The organism is [Mycobacterium] stephanolepidis, from assembly GCF_002356335.1.
In the GTDB taxonomy this organism is placed as follows: domain Bacteria; phylum Actinomycetota; class Actinomycetes; order Mycobacteriales; family Mycobacteriaceae; genus Mycobacterium; species Mycobacterium stephanolepidis.
The window spans coordinates 4,213,660-4,236,344 of sequence record NZ_AP018165.1 but is presented as its reverse complement, the minus strand read 5'-3'; the positions used below and the strand labels follow the sequence as shown (position 1 = coordinate 4,236,344).

At 63.6% G+C, this 22,685-nt stretch carries 7 protein-coding genes and 1 pseudogene; 7 read left to right on the top strand and 1 reads right to left on the bottom strand.

Annotation, left to right across the window (positions count from 1 at the left end; all coding sequences use genetic code 11):
* Window positions 1-31: 31 nt before the first annotated feature.
* Window positions 32-820 carry a TylF/MycF/NovP-related O-methyltransferase gene (locus MSTE_RS21130; RefSeq protein ID WP_096504152.1) on the top strand — a complete coding sequence of 263 codons (789 nt, stop codon included), beginning with the start codon at window positions 32-34 and terminating at the stop codon, window positions 818-820.
* 10 nt (window positions 821-830) lie between these two features.
* Here the strand turns inward: MSTE_RS21130 and MSTE_RS21125 are convergent, their stop codons facing one another.
* On the bottom strand, window positions 831-2,084 hold the full coding sequence (locus MSTE_RS21125; RefSeq protein ID WP_096504150.1) for a glycosyltransferase: 1,254 nt from the start codon (window positions 2,082-2,084) through the stop codon (window positions 831-833).
* A gap of 180 nt (window positions 2,085-2,264) precedes the next feature.
* Here MSTE_RS21125 and mtf2 point away from each other — a divergent pair, with 180 nt between their 5' ends.
* The 6 genes and pseudogenes from mtf2 (at window position 2,265) to MSTE_RS21095 (ending at window position 22,643) form a co-directional block, all read left to right on the top strand.
* Window positions 2,265-3,044 carry a fatty-acid O-methyltransferase Mtf2 gene (gene mtf2 / locus MSTE_RS21120; RefSeq protein ID WP_162291705.1) on the top strand — a complete coding sequence of 260 codons (780 nt, stop codon included), beginning with the start codon at window positions 2,265-2,267 and terminating at the stop codon, window positions 3,042-3,044.
* 61 nt (window positions 3,045-3,105) lie between these two features.
* Window positions 3,106-3,351: a hypothetical protein gene (locus MSTE_RS21115; RefSeq protein WP_030096380.1), complete on the top strand. Its 246-nt coding sequence runs from the start codon at window positions 3,106-3,108 to the stop codon at window positions 3,349-3,351.
* A 143-nt stretch (window positions 3,352-3,494) separates the two neighbouring features.
* Entirely contained in the window at window positions 3,495-3,641 is a 147-nt protein-coding gene (locus tag MSTE_RS25025) for a hypothetical protein (protein ID WP_157997728.1), read from the top strand.
* Window positions 3,642-4,285: 644 nt separating this feature from the next.
* On the top strand, window positions 4,286-4,516 hold the full coding sequence (locus MSTE_RS21105) for an MbtH family protein (RefSeq protein ID WP_005062145.1): 231 nt from the start codon (window positions 4,286-4,288) through the stop codon (window positions 4,514-4,516).
* Between the two features lie 23 nt (window positions 4,517-4,539).
* A pseudogene (locus MSTE_RS21100) lies at window positions 4,540-14,916 on the top strand (amino acid adenylation domain-containing protein).
* The gene (locus MSTE_RS21095; protein ID WP_096504144.1) at window positions 14,913-22,643 is read left to right on the top strand and encodes a non-ribosomal peptide synthetase; all 7,731 of its coding nucleotides are present in this window, start codon (window positions 14,913-14,915) and stop codon (window positions 22,641-22,643) included. Before MSTE_RS21100 ends, MSTE_RS21095 begins: the two are co-directional and overlap by 4 nt.
* The last annotated feature ends 42 nt before the right edge of the window (window positions 22,644-22,685 follow it).

The following is a 22,685-nucleotide window of genomic DNA, read 5'->3' as shown; positions in this document are numbered from 1 at the left end:
CAACCTGACGGCGGATGCTATCGTTTCCGCTGTGGCAGATGAGCTAACGCTCCGTACCCGTATTTGGCTGTGGGCGGTTCGCAAGGAATATTGGCTTGCGCGCACGCTCCTGCCCAACGTCTATTCGAACGATGCGCTGATTTGTTTCAACAATCACGCATTCCTCGATGACCCGGCGTTCCAGCGTGCGTATCAGCGCGGTGTCCGCGCGCTCGGTGGCACCGACTGGTATCAGTGGCATTGGCGCGTTCATGTTGGGCTGTGGGCGGCTGCCAGTGCGAGCAAGGTGAAGGGTGACTTCGTCGAATGTGGCGTCAGCTATGGCTTTTTGAGCAGCGCCATCATGGAGTATCTCGATTGGGATCGACTGGGAAAGACCTTTTATCTCCTCGACACGTTCGCCGGACTCGACCCGCGCTTCGTCAGCGCGGGTGAACGCGACTCGGGTGCGCTTGAGAAGAGCGAGGAACTCGTACGAAACGGCATGTACGTGAGCTCTGTGGACAGCGTCAAGGCGAACTTTGCGCAGTGGAAGAACCAGCGCGTCATCGCCGGAGCGGTGCCCGAAACGCTTGAGGAAGTCCAGGCCGATGCGGTGGCATTCCTGCATATCGACATGAACTGCGCACCACCCGAAGTCGCGACACTGCGATACTTCTGGCCGCGACTTTCGCCGGGCGCATTTGTACTCTTGGACGACTACGCGAACCGTGGTCGCGACGAGCAGCGTATCGCCATGGATGAGGTGGCGCGCGAGTTGGGCGTATACATCGTGGCCTTGCCCACCGGCCAGGGTCTGATTATCAAACCACCGCAGTAGGGGCCATTTCTTACTCGGCTTTGCCGCGGGCGGCGCCCTCGAAGAGATCGGCGGCTTTGGAGACACTGTCCTCTGAGCTCGTCATCTGAGTCGCCAGCTCGCGGGCGGCCACGGCATACTCGGGCGCCAGGATACGGCGTAGATCGGCCACCAGTGTCTTCCGATTGGTCGCCGAGAACCGGCGAGCAGCACCGACTTTCAACCTGCCGAGCTGGTTTCCCCAGTACGGCTGATCGGCCGTGCTCCACAGAATCAGGGTGGGGATGCCGGCCCGCAGGCTCGCGGCCGTGGTGCCTGAGCCGCCGTGATGGACAACGGCTCGGCTGGCGGCGAACACCGCGGAGTAGTTGACGACGCCCACGACCTTGACATGGTCGGGTTGGGCGATGTCACCGAAATCGGTGCCGCCGGCGCAGACCAGCGCCCGCTCACCCAGTTCGGCACATGCAGAGCCGATCATCGCGATGGTGTCGGCCGGTGATTCGAGCGGAATGCTGCCGGTGGCGAAGCAGATCGGCGGTTTCCCCGCGGCGATCCAGGATGCAACCTCATGGTCGGCCGCGGTTGACAACCCCATCGTGAGTGCTCCGACGAAAGGCCGCTTGCCATTCCATTTCGCCCACTCATCGGCCAGCCCGGGGACCGAGACCGCGTCATAGGCTTGTATTTCGATGGCTGCGCTGCGGGCGATTCGACGTGGTGAGGGTCCGGTGGCCTTGGGTAAGCCGAGCTCGCGTCGCTGCGCATCCTCGGCGTCCTTCGTGGCGCGCCACAGCAGCCATTCGGAGAGCATTCCGCCCGATCGTACGAGCGGTGCCGGAAGCATCGGAAGCAGTTGACCGTTGGGGCGCATCGGGAAGTGGTGCAGCATCATCAGGGGGATGTCGAAATACTCGGCCACGTTGGCGGCCGATTGTTCGAAGTTGAGTCCCGTCGACAACAGATCGGCGCCGTCTGCGACCGAGACGAGGGTTGCGCTGGTATCACTCCAGTAGCGGGCAATAGGCGCCCACAGCTCACGCAACGTACCGACAGGGTTGCGTACCAACTGAGTCCAGAAATTTCGGAGGAACTCGTCCTGTAGGAAATCCTGCAGTCGAGGGCCATAAGCAACCGCAGCCAGTCCAGCCGACTCTGCGAAGGTGACAAGTTCCGGGGGGACTGCCACGCTGACCTCGTGTCCCCTTCGGGTCAGCTCGCATCCGACGCTGACAGAGGGCTCGACGTCGCCGCGAGTGCCGTAGCACGCCAGCGCAAACTTCATTCCGTTCCTGGCCCTTCAGTCGTTGTCGCGTTGGTGGACCGAATAACTGAGTCATTATCTCTGGTTCTCCAACTGTCGCAAGGCAGTTCGGAGTTCGATAAGCCAGCCTGAAACTTAGAACTCTGCCATAATTCGCCTATGGTGCGCAGTCATCCGGTTCGGAAGTCGCGAGATTGGGTCATCTTCAAGCTGAACGCTCAGTTCACTCAGGCGGTGCAGAAGTTCATCTACCGGCATGCCACCCGTAAACTCGAAACAGAGAACGTCGTGTTCCTCAATTACGGCTACGAAGAGGATCCGGCGATGGATGTCCCGTTGTCGGCTTCCGATGAGCCAGATCGGTATTCCATTCAGCTTTACCACAGCACCGCTACCCAGACGGAGCTTGATGGCCGACGGGTGCTGGAGGTCGGTTGTGGCCACGGCGGCGGAGCTTCGTACCTCGTACGCACATTGCATCCGACGTCCTACACGGGGCTGGATCTCAATCCGGACGGCATCGAGTTCTGTCGTAAGCGGCACAACCTCCCGGGCCTGGAGTTCACGCACGGAGACGCCCAGAACCTGCCATTCACCGATCAGTCCTTCGATGCGGTGATCAATATCGAGTCGTCCCACCTGTATCCCCAATTTCCGGTGTTTCTCACCGAGGTGGCGCGTGTGCTGCGTCCGGGTGGGCATTTTCTTTACGCAGACGCGCGCAGTGCTCAGGATGTCGCTGGGTGGAAGGTGGCGCTCGCGAATGCGCCGCTACGGATGGTGTCCGAGCGTGGGATCAATGTCGAGGTCCGGCGCGGGATGGAGAAGAACCTGGAGCGCTGGCGGTATGTGATCGATCGCGCCACGCCGAGGCTCCTGCGCGGGATGGTTCGTAGGTTTGCGCCGGCCCAGCGTGCTTACGAGGACCTACGGAGCGGAGGAGCGGTGGAGTATCGGATGTACAGCTTCACCAAGGCGTAGGCAGCGCGGCAGATTCGTCTTCCGCCAAGGAATTTCATCGTCGAGTGGGTATAGTCAAATCATGAACGTCGTCGAGTCGATAGAGCGCGGTCTGGACTGGCTCGCGACGCCCAGGCAGTTACCCGGGCGCTTAGAGATGGAGACTCGGCGGGGGAAGCGTCTGGAGCTGGAGGTCGTTTCCGTCGCGATCCGGCTGCCGATCCTCAATGGGGCCGTAGTGCGGCTACCGGTGTTTGTCATGCTGATGCCGGCCGGATCGTCTCCCATCGAGGGAACGCAGGCCCGTCCCGAGCACCTCGACGACTGAACTACTTTTCGTAGCGGGCGAGCCGCGAGCTGAGCCTCGACGGTACGCCTGAAAACATCGCCTTCTCGGGCCTCTCACCGTTGGTCAAAGCGGTCCCACGGGCTGCTTCCGCACACTTTTGACGATGTGCGACGAGGAGTGCTGTGAGCATGCTGTACTCGATGCAATGGGCGCGGGTATGGATGATCCCCGCGGCGCAGGGCATTTTCCGCGATGCGCGCATAACAATGTTTTTCGTGGAATTTGTTGCGGCACCGACAGGAGCCGCTGAGGTGGCCAAACGGCCATAGATATCTTCGGTATTTCTTACAAACGAGAACTTAATTCGTAGTGGTTTGTCACCACATTTACTTCCGGGTACCCGATACTCCGTCACTTTCTGTTGCTAGGGCCGCCGCTACCGCATCCGTTCTCGGCTGAATCAGAATTCAGGTCGCGGTGAGTTCATTCGATACGCACTCGGATGTAACGCTGTCGGTGCAGCGCGCAATGCAACGGAATGGCCCGACCTGTTATCTGAACTCGAAAAACACCCAAATATCGAGCTGCGGGCTACTTCTTCAAGTTACTTGATCAAGATGCACAGCAAGCGCCGATATTAGGTAACGTGCGTCTCCAGTTCTAGTATCATACTTTGCTGGGCGATGGCACAACCGATGGTCACTTGATTGCTCTCGCTGACGGCCGTGCGCTCGCCTCACGTGGCGTGCTCAGACTTGGTATACTCATATGCGCGTTCATCGCAACAACTAGAGATCTATCTAACCATACTTGACCTGGATAAATACATTCATACAGATATTGTGGCTAATTAGTTGCGGTAGTAAGCAGCGATGTGTCAAAGTTGCGACGATTAGAACTTTGTGAAACCCGCTACGCCGCTATAAATTCAGCCGTATGTTTGCGATGTCCACCGAAGCAACCTGGAGAAAGCGTGAGCATCAATCCATTCGATGATGACAAGGGAAGCTTTTTCGTCTTGGTCAACGACGAGGAGCAGCACAGCCTATGGCCGGCTTTCGCCGACGTCCCTGATGGCTGGCGGGTTGTATTCGGTGAAGCGGACCGTGCCGCCTGCCTGGAGTACATCGAACAAAACTGGACCGATATCCGGCCGAAGAGCCTGCGCGAGAGATTGGCGCAGGGTGGGGGTCTTGGGCGCTGAACTTTCGGAGAGGGGGTAGGCGAATGTTGGAGTCTGAAGACGGGGCATTACCGCTTTCGCGCGGACAATTGGATATCTGGCTTTCCCAGGAAAGCGGTCTTGTGGGTGCGGAGTGGCAACTAGGCCTTTTGGTTCGAATCGAAGGAAAAGTAGAACGAGTTCTACTTGAGCGGGCTGTCCGTCAGGCAATCAATGAAGCCGAACCTGCGCGGGCGGCCTTCCATGAGGTAAATAGTCAGATCGTTCAGAGGGCGATCGACCATTCGGAACTCGTGTTGGCCTACCACGACGTGCGTGATTCAGAAGATCCTGTCGCGCACGCCCGTCAGATCGCCTCGTCGATCCAACGCACACTGATGCCTTTGACCGACCAACTGCTGAAATTCGCGTTGATCCGGACGGCGGACGATCAGTACTACATGTTCGGGCTGTGCCATCACATCAACCTGGATGGCTTGGGCATGGCGATCGTGAGCCGCCGAATTGCATCGATCTACTCCGCGCTGGTCGCGGGGGATCCGATTCCCGACGCCTACTTCGGCACCCTGCAGGATCTGGTGGATCTGGAGGCAGAGTACGAAGCGTCCGCCGACTACATAGAGGATCGGGAGTACTGGAGCCGTAACCTTCCGCCGGACAGCGGCCTCGATCCTCGTCCGCCTCATGCCCACGAGGGTCATGAGGGTTATACGCCGACGGCATCGGTTCAGATCGATGACGCGGTAGTCGGCGAAATCAAAGACTTGACAAAGGCTTTGCGTGTTCGCCGGTACTCGGTTATCACCGCGGCCTGCGCGTTGTTGGTGCGCGGGTGGTCCACCAGTGGGTCGGAAGTGGCGCTGGACTTTCCTGTCAGCCGACGTGTTCGCCCCGAGTCGAAGATGCTTCCGGGCATGCTGGCCGGCGTGGTGCCGCTGGTGCTCAGTTCGCCGCCGGAATCCACGGTCGCCGAATTCTGCCAGCACGTCGATGTACGCATTCGCGAACTGCTGAAGCATCAACGGTTCCCGGCCCATGTTCTCGACGGCGGCGAATTCGGTCTGCGGGGCCCTCGGCAGGCGGGAAACCGCGTCGCCATCAACTTCATCCCCATGAGACTCACCTTGGACCTCGCCGGCGTGCCCGCCACGGCGACGTACACCAACCACGGTCCCATGGGCCACTTCGGACTCTTCTTTATCGGAGCCAGCGACCAACTGCTCCTGAGCACCTCTGGCGACGGACTGCCGTTCTCGAAATTCGGAGTGCCGAACCTGACGGAGCGGCTGCAGCGGCTCCTATCGGAGATGGCGGCCGACCCGGATCGTCGGCTTTCCTCACTGAGTTCCCTGGCCAACGAGGAACTCACGAGCTTGGCTGAGGTCGGCAATAGGGCGGTTCTCGCTGTGCCGGTTGCCAAGCACCTATCGATTCCCGAACTGTTCTCCGCTCAGGTGTCCGCCGATCCCGAGGCCGCGGCGCTGACCTTCGGTGAGCGCACCCTGACGTACCGCGAGCTGGACGAGGCTGCCGAAGCGCTGTCGGGTCGGCTTGTGTCGCAAGGCGTGGGCCCCGGCGACCGTGTGGTCCTGCTGTCGGACCGCTCTGCTCAGGCTGTCATCGGCATACTCGCCGTCTTGAAGGCGGGGGCGGCGTATCTGCCGATCGACCCCGCGGTACCGGCGTCGCGGCTCGAGTTCATCATCGGCGATGCGGCGCCGGCCGCCGCGATCACCACAGCCGGACTCAGGGCGCGACTGGACGGTTTCGATCTGCCGATCCTCGATCTCGACGCCTCCGCCGCCGAAACGGAACCGTCGGCTCCCGCGCCCGGTGCTCGACCAGATGACATCGCCTACATCATCTACACCTCGGGAACTACGGGAGCGCCCAAAGGCGTGGCCGTCACCCATCACAACGTCACCCAGCTGATGTCGTCGCTGGATGCCGGCCTGCCAAACCCCGGCGTGTGGCCCCTGTGCCATTCTCTGGCATTCGACGTTTCGGTATGGGAGATCTGGGGCCCGCTGCTGCGCGGTGGTCGGCTCGTGGTCGTCCCCGAATCGATCACGGGCTCACCCGCGGACTTCCACGACGTGCTGGTCGCCGAACAGGTCACCGTACTTACGCAGACTCCGTCGGCTGTGGCCATGCTTTCCCCGGAAGGCCTGGAATCCACGGCGCTTGCGGTGGTCGGGGAGGCGTGCCCTGCCTCGGTCGTCGAGCGGTGGGCTCCCGGGCGGGTGATGATCAACGCGTACGGACCGACCGAGACGACAATGTGCGTGGCGATCAGTGCTCCGCTGGTGGCAGGGGCGCCGGATTCGGCGGTTCCGATCGGCGCGCCGGTACCCGGCGCGGCGCTCTTCGTGTTGGACACGTGGATGCAACCGGTGCCTGCCGGCGTCGTCGGAGAACTGTATGTGGCCGGTGAAGGTGTCGCGTGCGGATACATCGGTCGTTCCGACCTGACGGCCTCTCGCTTTGTGGCATGCCCATTCGGGCAGCCCGGTACGCGCATGTATCGCACCGGGGATCTGGTCTCGTGGGGAGACGACGGACAACTCCAGTATCTGGGCCGGGCCGATGAGCAGGTCAAGATTCGCGGATACCGAATCGAACTCGGTGAAGTTCAAGCGGCGCTGAGCGCGCTCGACGGGGTGGACCAGGCGGCCGCGATCGTTCGCGAGGACCGGCCCGGGGACAAACGTCTCGTCGGCTATGTCACCGGGACCGTCGATCCCGCCGAAGTGCGCAGCACCTTGGCGAAACGCCTTCCGCCCTACATGGTTCCCGCAGCGGTGGTGGTGCTTGAGACATTGCCCTTGACGTCCAACAACAAATTGGACACCCGCGCATTGCCGACTCCCGAATATGGCGGACTGGGTGCCGAATACCGCGCCCCCCGCACAGCCGTCGAGGAAATTCTGGTCGGTGTCTACGCCCAGGTGCTCGGTGTCGATCGTGTCGGCGTAGACGACTCCTTCTTCGATCTGGGCGGCGACAGCATCCTCTCGATGCAGGTGGTCGCGCGCGCCCGGGCGGCGGGTGTGTTGTGCCGACCGCGCGATGTCTTCATCGAACAGACAGTGTCGCGGCTGGCCGCTGTCGTCGAAATCTCCGGTGGCGAAGCCGATGTGGTGGACGAGGGTCTCGGCCCCGTAGACGTCACGCCAATCATGCACTGGCTGCGTGGCATGCAGGATTCGGTGGGCGCGATCGACGAGTTCAACCAGACACTCGTGGTTCAGGCACCTGCGGCCGTGTCCGAGGACGACGTCATCGTCGTATTGCAGGCATTGCTGGATCGCCACGCCACCCTGCGAATCCGTGCTACGGACAACGACGGCGAGTGGTCACTGCTCGTCCCGGAGGCGGGGGAGATAGATGCCCGCGACCGCCTGCGCGTTGTCGATGCGTTGTCTGATGAAACGTTGGTGGCGGCACGTTCTCGGCTGAACCTGGCCACCGGAGCGATGCTCAGCGCGGCGTGGGTTCCCGACACCAAGCAGCTGGTGCTGGTGATTCATCACCTGGCCGTCGATGGTGTGTCGTGGCGAATTCTGTTGGAAGACTTGAATATCGCGTGGGCGCAGCATCACAGTGGAGCCGATGTGGTGCTGCCGGCCGGTGGAACATCGTTTGCCCGCTGGTCTTCACTACTGTCCGAACACGCGCGGTCCACGGAAGTGTTGGCGCAGGCCGATGCATGGAAAGAGGTGCTGACCGCACCTGCGCGCGTGCCCGCAGTTCAGCCGGCCACCGACACGTACGCCAATGCCGGACGTCTGTCATTGTCATTGGACGCCGAGACCACACGGCATCTGCTGGGTGAGGTACCCGCGGCGTTTCATGCTGGGGTGCAAGACATTCTGCTGATCGCCTTCGGGCTGGCCTGGAACGAGTTCCTGGGCGCCGGGGGCGCGCCGATCGCATTCGATATCGAGGGGCACGGGCGGCAGGAAGAAATCGGTGAAGCCGTGCACCGCCGCATCGACCTGTCGCGCACCGTGGGGTGGTTCACCACCAAGTACCCGGCGGCATTGGCGGTAGGGGAACTGTCGTGGGCGCAGATAACAGCGGGCGAGTCGGCCCTCGGCCAGGTGATCAAGGCGGCCAAGGAGCAACTGCGTGCGCTGCCCGATGGGCTGACCTATGGTTTGCTGCGTTACCTGAACACCGACGTCGGGCTGACCGGGTCGGAGCCGACGATCGGATTCAACTATCTCGGGCGTCTGGGTGCGGGAGCGGCCGACCTCTCCGAGGACTTCTGGCGGATAAGCCAAGAAAGCCTGTCGATGACCGATGTGGCTGCGGCCATCCCGATGCCGTTGGCCCACTCGGTGGAGCTCAACGCCGGGATCGTCGAGACACATTCGGACGCCGAGTCCGGGCCCGAGCTTCGGGCCAATTGGACTTGGGCGCCTTCGGTTTTGGGCGGTGCACAAGCCGCGCGCCTCAGTCGGTTGTGGTTCGAGGCTCTGAGCGGGATCTGCGCTCATGTGCGTTCCGGCGGAGGCGGCTTGACGCCGTCTGACCTGGCGCCCGCGCGTCTGTCTCAACAGCAGATTGACGCGTTGGTGCAGCAGTATGACGTCGCCGACGTACTGCCGCTCACCCCGCTACAGCAAGGACTGCTGTTCCAGGCAGGGTTTGCTGAGGCCACCGGAGATTCCGTCGAGGACGACGTTTACTCGGTCCAGTTGGGTCTCACAGTCACAGGTCCCCTGAATGCGAGCCGCTTGCGTGACGCGGTGTACACGGTGGTGAAACGCCACCCGAATCTGGCCGCCCGCTTCAGCGAGGAGTACGGAGAACCCGTACAGATCATCCCCGCGGAGCCTGTGATCGCTTGGCAGCATGCCGAATTGGTTGGCGATGTCGATCAACAGGTCGGGCAGTTGTGTGCGGCCGAACGTGCGGCGGTCTGCCGGATTTTCACCGAACCGGTCTTTCGGGCGACGCTCATCTCCGGGCTCGGCGGCCCCGCGGAAAGCCGGCATCGGCTGGTGTTGACCGCTCACCACATCGTGATCGATGGCTGGTCGTTGCCCATCCTGCTGCAGGAGATCTTCGGCGCTTACTACGGGCTGCGGCTACCGTCGCCTGCGCCGTACCGAAACTTCGTCACCTGGTTGGCAGGGCAGGATCGCGTTGCGGCGCAAGCGGTATGGGGTGCGGCACTCGACGGTTTCGAAACCCCGACACTGGTTGGGTCTCTCGCCTCATCGGGTCGGAGGGGCTCGGAGTCGTATCGGATGTCGGAGCAGATCTCTCGTTCGCTGTCCGAGCTGGCGCGTACACAGCGCACCACGGTGAACACGGTGTTGCAGGCCGCGTGGGCGCAGGTGCTCACCTGGCTGACCGGACAGCACGATGTCGCATTCGGCACCGCGGTGTCGGGGAGGCCCAGCGACCTCGTCGGCGCGGAATCGATGGTCGGTCTGTTGATCAACACTGTGCCGGTCCGTGCAAACATCAACGCGGCCACCACCGTTGCCGATCTGCTGGATCAGTTGCAACGTGCTCACAACGACACCGTCGAGCACGAGCACCTGGCGCTCAACGAGATTCATCATGCGATCGGCCTGGACAGGCTCTTCGACACACTATTCGTGTACGAGAACTATCCGATCGACGTCGGCGCGCAGCTGGGTGTGCAGGAGTTGGCCATCACCGACTTCAGCAGCCGCGAATACAACCACTATCCGTTGTCGGTCGTGGCTATGCCCGGCCACGAGCTGGGCCTGCGGGTCGAATTCGATACGGATGTATTCGAATTGGCTGCGATCGAGATCATCGTTGACAGGTTCCGTCAGGTGCTGGCGGCCATGATCGCGGACCCGACCACCCGGTTGTCTTCGATCGACCTGCTCGATGCCGGTGAGCACGATCGGTTGGACACGTGGGGCAACCGCGCGGTGTTGACCCGCCCGGAACTGGCATTGACGTCGATCCCGGAACTCTTTGCCGCACAGGTGGTGCGGGCGCCGGAAGCGATCGCGATCACCTGTGGTGAACGTTCGTGGAGCTATGGCGAATTGGATGCGACCGCCAACAGGTTGGCGAACCATCTGGCAAGCCGGGGTGCCTGCCCGGGTGAGCGGGTGGCGCTGCTGCTCCCTCGTACCGGAGAGGCGATCGCGGCGATCCTGGCGGTACTGAAGACCGGCGCGGCGTATCTACCGATCGACCCCGCACATCCGGATTCCCGGGTGGAGTTCGTGCTGGGTGATGCGGCGCCGATCGCCGCGGTCACCACGGCCGACCTGCTGCCGCGACTGGGCGCGTCCGGGATACCCGCAATCGATATCAACGATCCCGCCGTAGATCGACAGTCCGACGTGGCGTTGCCCGTCCCCGCCGTCGACGACATCGCCTACATCATCTACACCTCGGGAACCACCGGCGCGCCCAAGGGCGTGGCGGTTACCCATCGCAACGTCGCACAGCTGTTGGAATCGCTTGACGCAGAACTGGATCTGGGACAGGTCTGGACGCAATGCCACTCCCTGGCCTTCGACTACTCGGTGTGGGAAATCTGGGGCGCGCTGCTGTACGGAGGTCGGCTGCTCATCGTGCCCGACGCGGTTGTCCGGTCCCCGGAAGACCTACACGCCATGCTTGTCAGCGAACAGGTCAGCGTTCTGAGTCAAACCCCTTCGGCCTTCTACGCGTTGCAGACCGCCGATGCGATGTAACCAGAGGTGGGTCAGCAGCTCAAGCTGCAGACGGTGGTCTTCGGCGGCGAGGCACTTGAACCGCAGCGTCTTTCGCCCTGGTTTGACAGCCATCCGGGGCTTCCGCGGATGATCAACATGTACGGCATCACCGAGACGACGGTGCACGCCTCGTTCCGTGAGATCGGGAGCGGAGACGTCGATAGCAACAGCAGCCCGATCGGCGTGCCGCTGGAGCATCTGGCCTTCTTCGTGCTGGATGGCTGGCTTCGGCAGGTGCCGGTGGGTGTGGTCGGTGAGCTGTATGTGGCGGGGTCCGGCCAGGCGAGTGGATACCTGGGACGTTCGGACCTGACGACGACACGTTTCGTCGCGTGCCCGTTCGGGGCGCCCGGCTCGCGGATGTACCGCACCGGAGACCTGGTGCAGTGGGGCGAAGACGGTCAGCTGCGGTATGTGGGACGCGCCGACAAACAGGTGAAGATCCGTGGGTACCGCATCGAACTCGGTGAAGTACACGCGGCACTGGCCCGTGTGGAAGGTGTGGATCAGGCAGCGGTGATCGCGCGCGAGGACCGCCCCGGCGATAAGCGGCTGGTGGGTTACGTCACCGAATCAACCAAGGGGACCTTGGATCCCGCTGCGGTGCGCGCGGTGCTCGCCGAGCGACTGCCCGCCTACATGGTTCCGGCTGCCGTCGTGGTCCTGGGCGCCTTGCCACTGACTGTCAACGGCAAGCTCGACACTCGTGCGCTACCGGCACCGGAGTATCAGGACGCCGACCACTATCGGGCTCCCGAGGATGCTGTCGAGGAGATCCTGGCCAGCATCTACGCGCAGGTGCTCGGTGTCGAACAGATCGGTGTCGACGATTCATTCTTCGACCTTGGCGGAGACAGCATTTCGTCGATGCAGGTGGTCGCCCGTGCACGCGCTGCCGGTCTGCTGCTGCGGCCGCGTGACATCTTCGTCGAGCAGACCGTATCGCGGCTGGCTCAGGTCGCAGTGTTCGCCGATGGAGAGACGGCTGTTGTCGACGCGGGCACGGGTCCGGTGGTGGCCACACCGATCATCCGGTGGCTACATGGGCTCGGCGGCAAGGTCGACGAGTTCAACCAGACCGTGGTGCTGCAGGCCCCCGAGGGAGTGACCGACGACGACGTGGTCACCGTGCTGCAAGCCCTGTTGGATCGACACGCCACCTTGAGGCTTCGCGCCGAAGACAGCGATGGCCAATGGTCGCTTCTGGTTCCGGAGACAGGGACGGTAGACGCCCGCGAGTGCTTGCTCGCCGTGGACGTTCTCACCGACGAGGCGCTGCATCAGGCGCGGTCGCGGCTGAACCCTGCCACCGGTTCCATGCTGAGCGCACTGTGGGAGCGCGGCGGCAGTCGGCTGGTGCTGATCGTTCACCACCTGGCGGTGGATGCGGTGTCATGGCGCATCTTGTTGGAAGACATCAACATTGGTTGGGCACAGCATCACGGTGGACAACCGGTGGAACTGCCGCCGGGAGGAACATCATTTGCCCGGTGGGCGTCACTGCTCGACCAGCACGCCCGCGCCGCCGACGTGGTGGCGTTGGCCGACGCCTGGCATCAGGTAGAGGCGATCCCGGCCGCATTGCCGGCGGCTCACCCCACGATGGACACCTATGCCAGCGCGGGACAGTTGTCGGTATCGCTGGACGCCGACCTCACCCGGGAACTGCTGGGAGAGGTGCCCGCCGCGTACCACGCCGGAGTCCAGGACATCCTGCTTATCGCTTTCGCGTTGGCGTGGAACGAGTTCCTCGGCTCGAGCGGAGCCCCGATCGGCATCGACGTCGAAGGCCACGGTCGCCAAGAAGAGTTCGCAGGCGATGCCGATCTTTCCCGTACCGTCGGCTGGTTCACCAGCAAGTACCCGGTCTCGTTGGCGGTGGGTGAGCTCTCCTGGGCGCATGTGGTGGCCGGCGACTCTGCGCTGGCCCCAATCATCAAGGCCGCCAAGGAACAGCTGCGCGCGTTGCCCGACGGATTGACCTACGGACTCCTGCGGTATCTGAACCCCGACGTCGACGTCGTGGGGCCGGACCCGGCGATCGGATTCAACTACCTGGGCCGCCTTGGCGCCGGTGGTGCGGATCTGTCCGAGGATCTGTGGCGGATAGACCCGAATGGGGTATCGATCACGGCCGCGGCAACGTCGGTACCAACTCCGTTGGGGCACACCGTCGAACTCAATGCCGGCGTGATGGAAGGCGCTGGGACCGACTCGGGTCGCTTACACGCGACATGGACGTGGGCGCTTTCGGCGTTGAGTCACGACCAGGTTGACCGGATCAGTCGGCTCTGGTTCGACGCACTGGCCGGTATCTGCTCGCATGTCCGCAGCGGTGGCGGTGGACTGACTCCGTCCGACGTCACTCCGGCGCGACTGAGCCAGTCGCAGATCGACCAGCTGCACGAGCAGTATCAGATCGCCGATGTGCTGCCACTGACGCCGCTGCAGCAGGGGCTGTTGTTCCACTCCAATCTGGCACCAGAAGCGATGGACGGCAGCGACGACCTGTACGCGGTGCAGCTCGATGTCGCTCTGAGCGGCCCGCTCGATCCGAAGCGGCTCCAGGAGGCCGTGCACACCGCGATCACGCGTCGCCCGAACGTTGTTGCCACCTTCTACGAGGAATTCGGCGAACCGATACAGCTCATCCCCGCCGCTCCCGAACTCGCGTGGCAGTACATCGAGTTCGACGCGGACGGTGGCCTGGATGTCGAGCAACAGGTCGACCGACTCTCCGCCGCAGAGCGGGCAGCGGTCTGCGACCTCGCCGGACAGCCGGCGTTCCGGGCCGCACTGGCCCGAACCGGAGAGGACCAGTACCGGTTTGTACTGACCAATCACCACATCGTGCTCGATGGCTGGTCCAAGCCGATTCTGCTGCAAGAGATCTTCGCCGGCTACTTCGGCGAGCGGCTTCCGGCGCCGGTGTCGTACCGCCGGTTCGTCACCTGGCTGGCCGCGCAGGACAACGGCAGCGCACGGTCGGCGTGGCGCGAGGTGTTCGAAGGCTTTGAGACCCCGACACTTGTCGGTCCTCCGGGCCGAATAGTGCTGGGTCGGCGTGGGGTGGAGTCCTTCGAGGTGTCTGCAGAGACCACGCAGGCACTCGGCGAACTCGCACGCTCCTGCCGCACCACAGTCAGCACGGTGTTGCAGGCCGCATGGGCTCAGCTGCTGATGTGGCTTACGGGTCAAAACGACGTCGCGTTCGGCACTGCGGTGTCGGGCAGGCCCAGCGATCTCGTCGGTGCCGAATCGATGGTCGGTCTGTTGATCAACACCGTGCCGGTCCGCGCGACCATCACGCCCACCACCACCATCGCGGACCTGTTGAACCAGCTGCAGGGCGCCTATGGAGAAACGCTGGAACATCAGCACCTGGCGCTCAACGAGATTCACCATGCCGTCGGGCACGATCAACTGTTCGACACTATGTTCGTCTACGAGAACTACCCGATCGACACGGCTGCACTATCGCGTGTGCACGAGTTGTCCATCACCGGGTTCAGTAATCGTGAGTACAACCACTACCCGCTCGCGGTGCAAGCCACACCGGGCCACGAGCTGGGACTCCGCGTCGAATTTGACACTGACGTCTTCAACGCCGTCCGAATTGGAAAGCTGGTCAAGAGGTTCCAGCGTGTGCTGGAGGCCATGACATCCGATGTCAAAGGGAACAAGAAGGAGCCCGCATGAGCGCCGACCCCACCCGGACTTTGTTGTCGATGGATCTTCTCGACGACGACGATCACGACCGACTCGACGAATGGGGTAACCGCGCGGTGCTCACCGAGCGCACCGCCGAACCCGTCGCGATCCCGGTACTGTTCGCAGTCCAGGTGGAGCGCGCGCCGGAGACCGTCGCGCTGGTGTGCAGGGACAGGTCATGGACCTATCGCGACCTGGATCAGGTCACCAACCGCATCGCCCATCTGTTGGCGGGCAATGGAGCCGGACCGGGAGAGGTTGTGGGGCTACTGGTTCCGCGCTCCGGCGAGGCGATCATCGGGCTGTTGGCGGTGCTGAAGACGGGCGCTGCCTATCTGCCGATCGACCCTGCCCACCCCGACGAGCGCATCAAGTTCATGGTGTCGGATGCCGAACCGGTGGCGGTTCTCACCACGGCCGACTTGAGCTCGCGATTCGACGGCCTCGATGTGCGGGTCACCGAGATCGACGATCCCCTGATCGACGGCCAGCCCAGTTCCGCGCTCCCCGCGCCGGAACCCGATGACCTTGCATACATGACCTACACGTCGGGTACGACTGGGGTTCCCAAAGCGGTTGCGGTCACCCATCACAACGTCACCCAGTTGGTGGATGCGGTGCGCGCCGATCTGCCGGCCGGGCCCGGCCAGGTTTGGTCGCAGTGGCATTCGTTGGTCTTCGACGTTTCGGTATGGGAGATCTGGGGCGCGCTGCTGCACGGTGGACGCCTGGTAGTGGTACCGGAATCGATCGCGTCCTCGCCGGATGAGCTGCACGACCTGTTGATCAGCGAGAAGGTCAGCGTCCTGTGCCAGACACCCTCGGCCGCAGGGATGTTGTCACCTGAGCGGTTGGAGTCGACGACGCTCATCGTCGCCGGTGAAGCCTGCCCGACCGAACTGGTGGATCGATGGGCCACCAGCGGACGAACGATGATCAATGCCTATGGCCCGACCGAGGCCACGATCTACGCGGCGATGAGTGGACCGCTGAGGCCGGGTTCGGATGTGGCACCGATCGGTTCCCCGGTGCCCGGGGCGGCGCTGTTCGTTCTGGACAAGTGGCTGCGGCCGGCGCCCGAGGGTGTGGTCGGCGAACTTTACGTCGCGGGCAACGGCGTCGCGCCCGGTTACGCGCATCGCTCCGGACTGACCGCATCGCGGTTCCTCGCCTGCCCGTTCGGTGGGCCGGGCTCGCGTATGTACCGCACCGGAGATCTGGTGCAGTGGGGTGAGGACGGCCAGCTGCAGTACCTGGGCCGCGCCGATGAGCAGGTGAAGATCCGTGGGTATCGCATCGAGCTGGGTGAGATTCAGGCCGCACTGGCACGCCTGGATGGAGTCGAGCAGGCGGTGGTGATCGCCCGCGAGGACCGACCCGGCGACAAGCGCCTTGTCGGCTACATCATGGGGAGCGCCGACCCGGTTGAGGCCCGCACCGCATTGGCCGAAAGGCTCCCGGCGTACATGGTTCCGGCCGCAGTGGTGGTGCTGGAGACGCTGCCCTTGACGGTGAACGGCAAACTGGACAAGCGCGCTCTTCCCGCACCCGAATACCGCAGTGTCGGTACGGATTACCGCGCACCGACCGGACCGGTCGAGAAGATCTTGGCCGATATCTACGCCCAGGTTCTCGGAGTCGATCGGGTGGGCGTCGACGAGTCGTTCTTCGATCTCGGTGGCGACAGCATCCTGTCGATGCAGGTGGTGTCGCGGGCGCGGGCGGCCGGAGTGGTGTGCCGACCACGCGACATCTTCGTCGAGCAGACCGTCAGCGGGGTAGCAGCGGTGGCAGTCCTCTCGGACGGCCAATCCGGAGTCGTCGACGAGGGCATCGGCCCGGTGTCGGCTACGCCGATCATGCACTGGCTGCACGGAGTACAAGGACCCACCGACCAGTTCAACCAGACGATCGTGCTGCAGGCCCCCTCCGGGGTGACAGAGGACGACGTCGTCGTGGTGCTGCAGGCGCTGCTGGACCGGCATGCCACCCTGCGGTTGCGTGCCGAGGACGGCGATGCCTCCAACACCGAGGTGTGGTCGCTGACAGTCCCGGAGAAGGGGGCGGTGAACGCGCGCGATTGCCTGCGTGTCGCCGAGACCTTGTCCGACGCGGAGTTGGTCGCGGCCCGCGCGCAGCTGAATCCGGCCACGGGTGCTGAGCTGAGCGCGGTCTGGGTCCCCGAGACCCGGCAGCTGGCCCTGATGATTCACCACCTGGCCGTCGACGGCGTGTCGTGGCGAATTCTCTTGGAAGACTTGAACATCGCTTGGGCCCAGCACCACAGTGGGCAACCAGTCGAGTTGCCAACCGGCGGGACCTCGTTCGCCCGCTGGGCGTCGCTGCTTGGCGAGCACGCACATTCCGCCGAGGTGCTCGCCACGGCCGACACCTGGCGAGAGGTGACCGCGGTCCCCGCGCCGTTACCCGCCGTGCTGCCCGAACTGGACACCTACGCCACTGCCAAGACGTTGTCGGTATCGCTCGATGCCGAGACCACTCGCGAGTTGCTCAGTGAGGTTCCGGCGGCGTTTCACGCTGGAGTGCAAGACATTCTGCTGATCGCATTCGGGCTGGCGTGGAACGAATTCCTGGACTCGAACGTGGCATCGGTCGGCATCGGCGTCGAGGGGCATGGGCGCCATGAAGAGCTGGCAGACGATGTCGACCTGTCGCGTACCGTCGGCTGGTTCACCACCAAGTACCCGGTGGCGTTGAGCGTACGGGGGCTGTCTTGGCAGGAAGTTGCCGGTGGAGCAACCGAATTGGGGCCGATTGTCAAGGGCGCCAAGGAACAGCTGCGCGCGCTTCCCGATCCGTTGGCCTATGGACTGCTGCGCTACCTGAACCGCGACGTGGACCTGGCCGCGCCGGAACCGGTCATCGGATTCAACTACCTCGGGCGCCTCGGTGCCGGTGCCGCCGATCTCGGAGACGACCTGTGGCGGATCAACGAGGACAGCCTGACCTCGGCGAGTGTGGCGTCTTCGGTGTCCATGCCGCTGATGTACACGGTGGATCTCAATGCCGGAATCGTGGAGGGCGGACTCGGTGAGGAATCCGGCGCGCATCTGCGGGCCGGGTGGACGTGGGCGCCCTCGTCGGTCACCGAGCCTCAGGTACAGCGGCTGAGTCAGCTGTGGTTCGAGGCACTCGCCGGAATCTGCACGTATGTCCGCAACGGTGGCGGCGGATTGACCCCGTCCGATATCGCGCCCGCACAGTTGAGCCAACAGCAGATCGACGAGCTGCACGAGCAGCACAACATCGTCGACGTGCTCCCGCTGACACCCATACAGCAGGGTCTGCTCTTCCACACCACCTTCGCCCGTGCGGCCGGCGTACTGGAAGACGAGGCAGCCGGAGTCGACTTCTATGCGGTGCAGCTCGACATCACGGTGACCGGCCTGGTCGACCAGCTCAGGCTCCGCGACGCGGTGCACTCGGTGGTGCGCCGTCACCCCAACCTGGCGGCCCGGTTCTGCACTCAGTTCGGAGATCCGGTGCAGGTGATTCTTGCCGATCCGGTCATCGCATGGCGATACCTGGACCTTCGTGGGGACGATCTGACCCCCGACGAGGAGATTCAGCGGCTCTGCGCCGCTGAGCGTGCCGCGGTCTGCGACCTTGCCGATCGACCGACGCTGCGCGCGGCGCTGATTCGCACCCAGGGGAACAAGCACCGGTTCGTGCTGACGTTCCACCATGTCGTCATCGACGGCTGGTCGTTGCCGATCCTGTTACAGGAGATCTTGGCGAGCTACTTCGGGCACCGGCTCCCGGCGCCATCCTCGTACCGCAACTTCGTGAGCTGGCTCGCAGAACAGGATCGTGACGCGGCGCGTTCGGCCTGGGGCTCGGTGCTGGAGGGCTTCGACACCCCCACTCTCGTCGCTCCGCCCGCGCCTCCGGGCGCCAGGGGCATCGAGTCCTACCGGGTGTCGGCCGAGACCACGCAGGCCCTGGCCGATCTCGCGCGGTCGCAGCACACCACGATCAGCACGGTGTTGCAGGCCGCCTGGGCGCAACTGCTCATGGTGGTGACCGGACAGCACGACGTCGCATTCGGTACCGCGGTGTCGGGGCGGCCCGCCGAGCTGGCCGGGTCCGACTCGATCGTGGGTCTGCTCATCAACACGGTGCCGGTGCGGGCGCGCGCCAGTGCGACCACCACAGTCTCAGAGCTGTTGGCGCAGTTACAGAGTGCACACAATGACACCATCGAGCATGAGCATCTGGCCCTCAATGAGATTCACCACATCACGGGCCACGAGCAATTGTTCGACACCCTCTTCCTGTACGAGAGCTATCCGATCGACACCAGCGCGTTCACGGGTGTGCAGGAGTTGGCGATCACCGAGTTCGTCACCCGCGAGTACAACCACTACCCGCTGTCGGTGATGGCGCTACCCGGTCATGAGTTGGGAATACGCGTCGAATTCGACACGGACAAGTTCGACACGGCCCAAATCGAAGCCGTGTTCGAGCGGTTCGAGCGGGTGCTCACGTCGATGGTTGCCGATGCCTCGCAACGGCTCTCGTCGCTGGACGTGCTGAAGGCCGGCGAGCACCAACAGCTTGACGGCTGGGGCAATCGCAAGGTGCTGGCGCGGGGGCCGGAGCCGGTGCTGTCCATTCCGGAGTCGTTCGCCGAGCAGGTCAATCGTGCCCCGGAGGCTGTGGCGCTGACCTTCGAGGGCCGCTCGACGACCTACGGCGAGCTGGACGAGGCCGCAACGAGATTGGCGAATCTGCTGGCGATCTACGGTGCCGGTCCGGGCGAGTCGGTGGCGCTCTTGATGCCCCGCTCCGACGACGCGATCGTGGCGATCCTCGCGATTCTCAAGACCGGAGCGTCGTATCTGCCGATCGATCCCTCGGTGCCGGATACGCGATTGGAGTTCATGCTGTCCGACGCCGTGCCGGTCGCGGCCGTCACGACCGCCGAACTGCGCGCACGGTTCGACGGATCTGGAGTCTCTGTCGTCCAGTTCGACGATGCCGAGGACGATCCGACCGGCGCCATTTACGGCCATACGCCTCTGCTCACTCCGGCACCCGATGACATTGCGTACACCATTTACACGTCGGGAACGACCGGTGTCCCCAAGGGTGTGGCCATTGCGCACGCCAATGTGACTCAAGCACTTAAGTTCCCGCTCACTCACATGCCCACCGGGCCGGGCGAGGTGTGGACGCAGGCCGGGTCTCTTGTCTTCGACATCACCGTGTGGGAGATCTTTGGCGCACTGCTGCACGGTGGCCGGTTGGTGATCGTTCCGGATTCGGTGGTTCGGTCCCCGGACGATTTCCGTGATCTGCTGATCCGGGAGAAGGTCACCGTCCTGTTCCAAACCCCCTCGGCGGTCGGAATGTTGTCCCCGGAAGGTCTGGACAACATGACGTTGGTCGTCGCGGGCGAAGCCTGCCCCACCGAAGTGGTGGACAGGTGGGCACCCGGCCGGGTGATGATCAACGGCTACGGCCCGACCGAGACCACCATCTATGCCACGTTCGGTGAATTGATCGCCGGATCGGGTGTGGTGCCGATCGGTGTTCCGGTGCCCGACGCCGCGCTGTTTGTCCTGGACCGGTGGATGCGTCCGGTGCCGCCGGGCGTGGTCGGCGAGTTGTATGTGGCCGGACTTGGCGTAGGCATCGGCTATGTCGGCCGCGCAGCGCTGACCGCATCGCGATTCACGGCATGCCCGTTCGGGGAGCCGGGGGCGCGCATGTATCGCACCGGGGACTTGGTGCGCTGGGTCGCCGGTGGCCAGCTCGAGTACCTGGGCCGCGCCGATGAGCAGGTCAAGATTCGCGGTTTCCGCATCGAGCTCGGTGAGATTCAGGCCGCCCTTGCCGACCTGGATGGGGTGGAGCAGGCGGCGGTGATCGCCCGCGAGGACCGCCCCGGCGACAAGCGCCTGGTCGGGTACTTCATCGGGGCCGGTGAGCCCGCCGAACTACGCAGCTCCCTGGCCAAGCGACTGCCGCCCTACATGGTCCCGGCTGCGGTGGTACGGCTGGAGGCGTTGCCGCTCACCGTCAACGGCAAGCTCGACAAGCGTGCCCTCCCGATACCGGAGTACGACGACAGGGCCCGCTACCGCGCGCCTGCCAATGCGATTGAGGAGGCGGTCGCCGGCATCTACGCCCAGGTGCTGGGTGTCGAGCGGGTCGGGACCGACGATTCGTTCTTTGATCTGGGTGGCGACTCGATCTCCGCGATGCGCGTGGTTGCCGCGATCAACACGTCGCTCGATGCCCAGTTGGCGGTGCGAACTCTGTTCGAGTCGCCATCGGTGCGCAGCCTCAGCGTGTATCTGGACAGCGCCGCAAGCTCCGGAGCCAGCGGGCCGACCTATGCATCCGTGCACGGACCCGGTGCCGTGGAGGTACGGGCCAGCGACCTCACGTTGGACAAGTTCATCGATGAGGCGACGCTGCAGGCGGCTCCGGCACTGCCGCGCGCCGATGCGAGTCCGCGGACGGTACTGCTGACCGGCGCCACCGGTTTCCTGGGGCGCTACCTCGTGCTGCAATGGCTCAAGGAGCTGGAAGATGTTGATGGCACGCTGATTTGCCTGGTGCGAGCCAAGTCTGACGAAGATGCTCGACGTCGTCTGGACAAGACCTTCGACAGCGGAGACGCCGAACTCATCCGGGTTTACGAAGCGCTCGCCGCTGACCGGCTGCAGGTGATCGCCGGTGACAAGGCTGAGCCTGGCCTTGGTCTGGATGACGAGACCTGGCAACGGCTGTCCGCGAGCGTCGACCTGATTGTCGATTCCGCGGCGCTGGTCAATAGCGTTCTGCCCTACAGCGAACTGTTCGGACCGAACGTGGTCGGCACCGCGGAGCTGATCCGGTTCGCGCTGACCTCGAAGCTCAAGCCGTACACGTTCGTTTCGACGGCAGACGTCGGGCGCGAGATCGAGAAGTCAACCTTTGTCGAGGACGCCGATATCCGGCTCATCAGCGCCATTCGGCCTTCCGATGGGAGCTACGCCAACGGGTATGGCAACAGCAAGTGGGCGGGCGAGGTGCTGCTCCGCGAGGCGCACGAGCAGGTTGGCTTGCCGGTCACGGTGTTCCGCTCGGGCATGATCATGGTCGGCACCAGTTACGCGGGCCAGGTGAATGCCTCCGACACGGTCGCCCGAATGGTGCTGAGCATTGTCGCCACCGGTGTCGCGCCACATTCCGTATACCGACTGACCGAGGAAGGCGATCGTCAACGCGCGCACTTCGACGGACTCCCTGTGGAATTCGTCGCCGAGGCGATCACGACGCTGGGAGGGCAGGCGGCGGGCTCGTCTACCGGATCGTTCACGGGATTTGAGACCTATCACGTGATGAATCCCCATGACGACGGCATCGGAATCGACGAATACGTCGATTGGTTGATCGAGGCCGGCCACCCGATTGAACGCATCAGCGATTTCAGTGAATGGGTGGCGCGCTTCGAGGCCGGCCTGCATGCTTTGCCGGATCATCAACGCCAAGGCTCTGTGTTGCAGATGCTGAAGATCCTGCAGGATCACGGCTGGGACGGTCAGCCGCCGGATCCCTCGCGGGGGTCCATGGCACCGGCAGACCGATTCCAGGCTGCGGTGCAAAAGGCCAAGATTGGTTCCGGTCACGACATTCCGCAAGTCTCGGCGCCAATCATCGCCAAATATGCGACCGACTTGCGATTGCATGGATTGCTTTAACGTGCGAGAAATGGTCGGGGTCGTAACGCACGTTGATTCATG

Excerpts from the sequence above, each read along its gene's own strand:
- MSTE_RS21125 (WP_096504150.1), bottom strand. The coding sequence starts at position 2,084 with ATGAAGTTTGCGCTGGCGTGCTACGGCACTCGCGGCGACGTCGAGCCC.
- MSTE_RS21115 (WP_030096380.1), top strand. The coding sequence starts at position 3,106 with ATGAACGTCGTCGAGTCGATAGAGCGCGGTCTGGACTGGCTCGCGACG.
- MSTE_RS21095 (WP_096504144.1), top strand. The coding sequence starts at position 14,913 with ATGAGCGCCGACCCCACCCGGACTTTGTTGTCGATGGATCTTCTCGAC.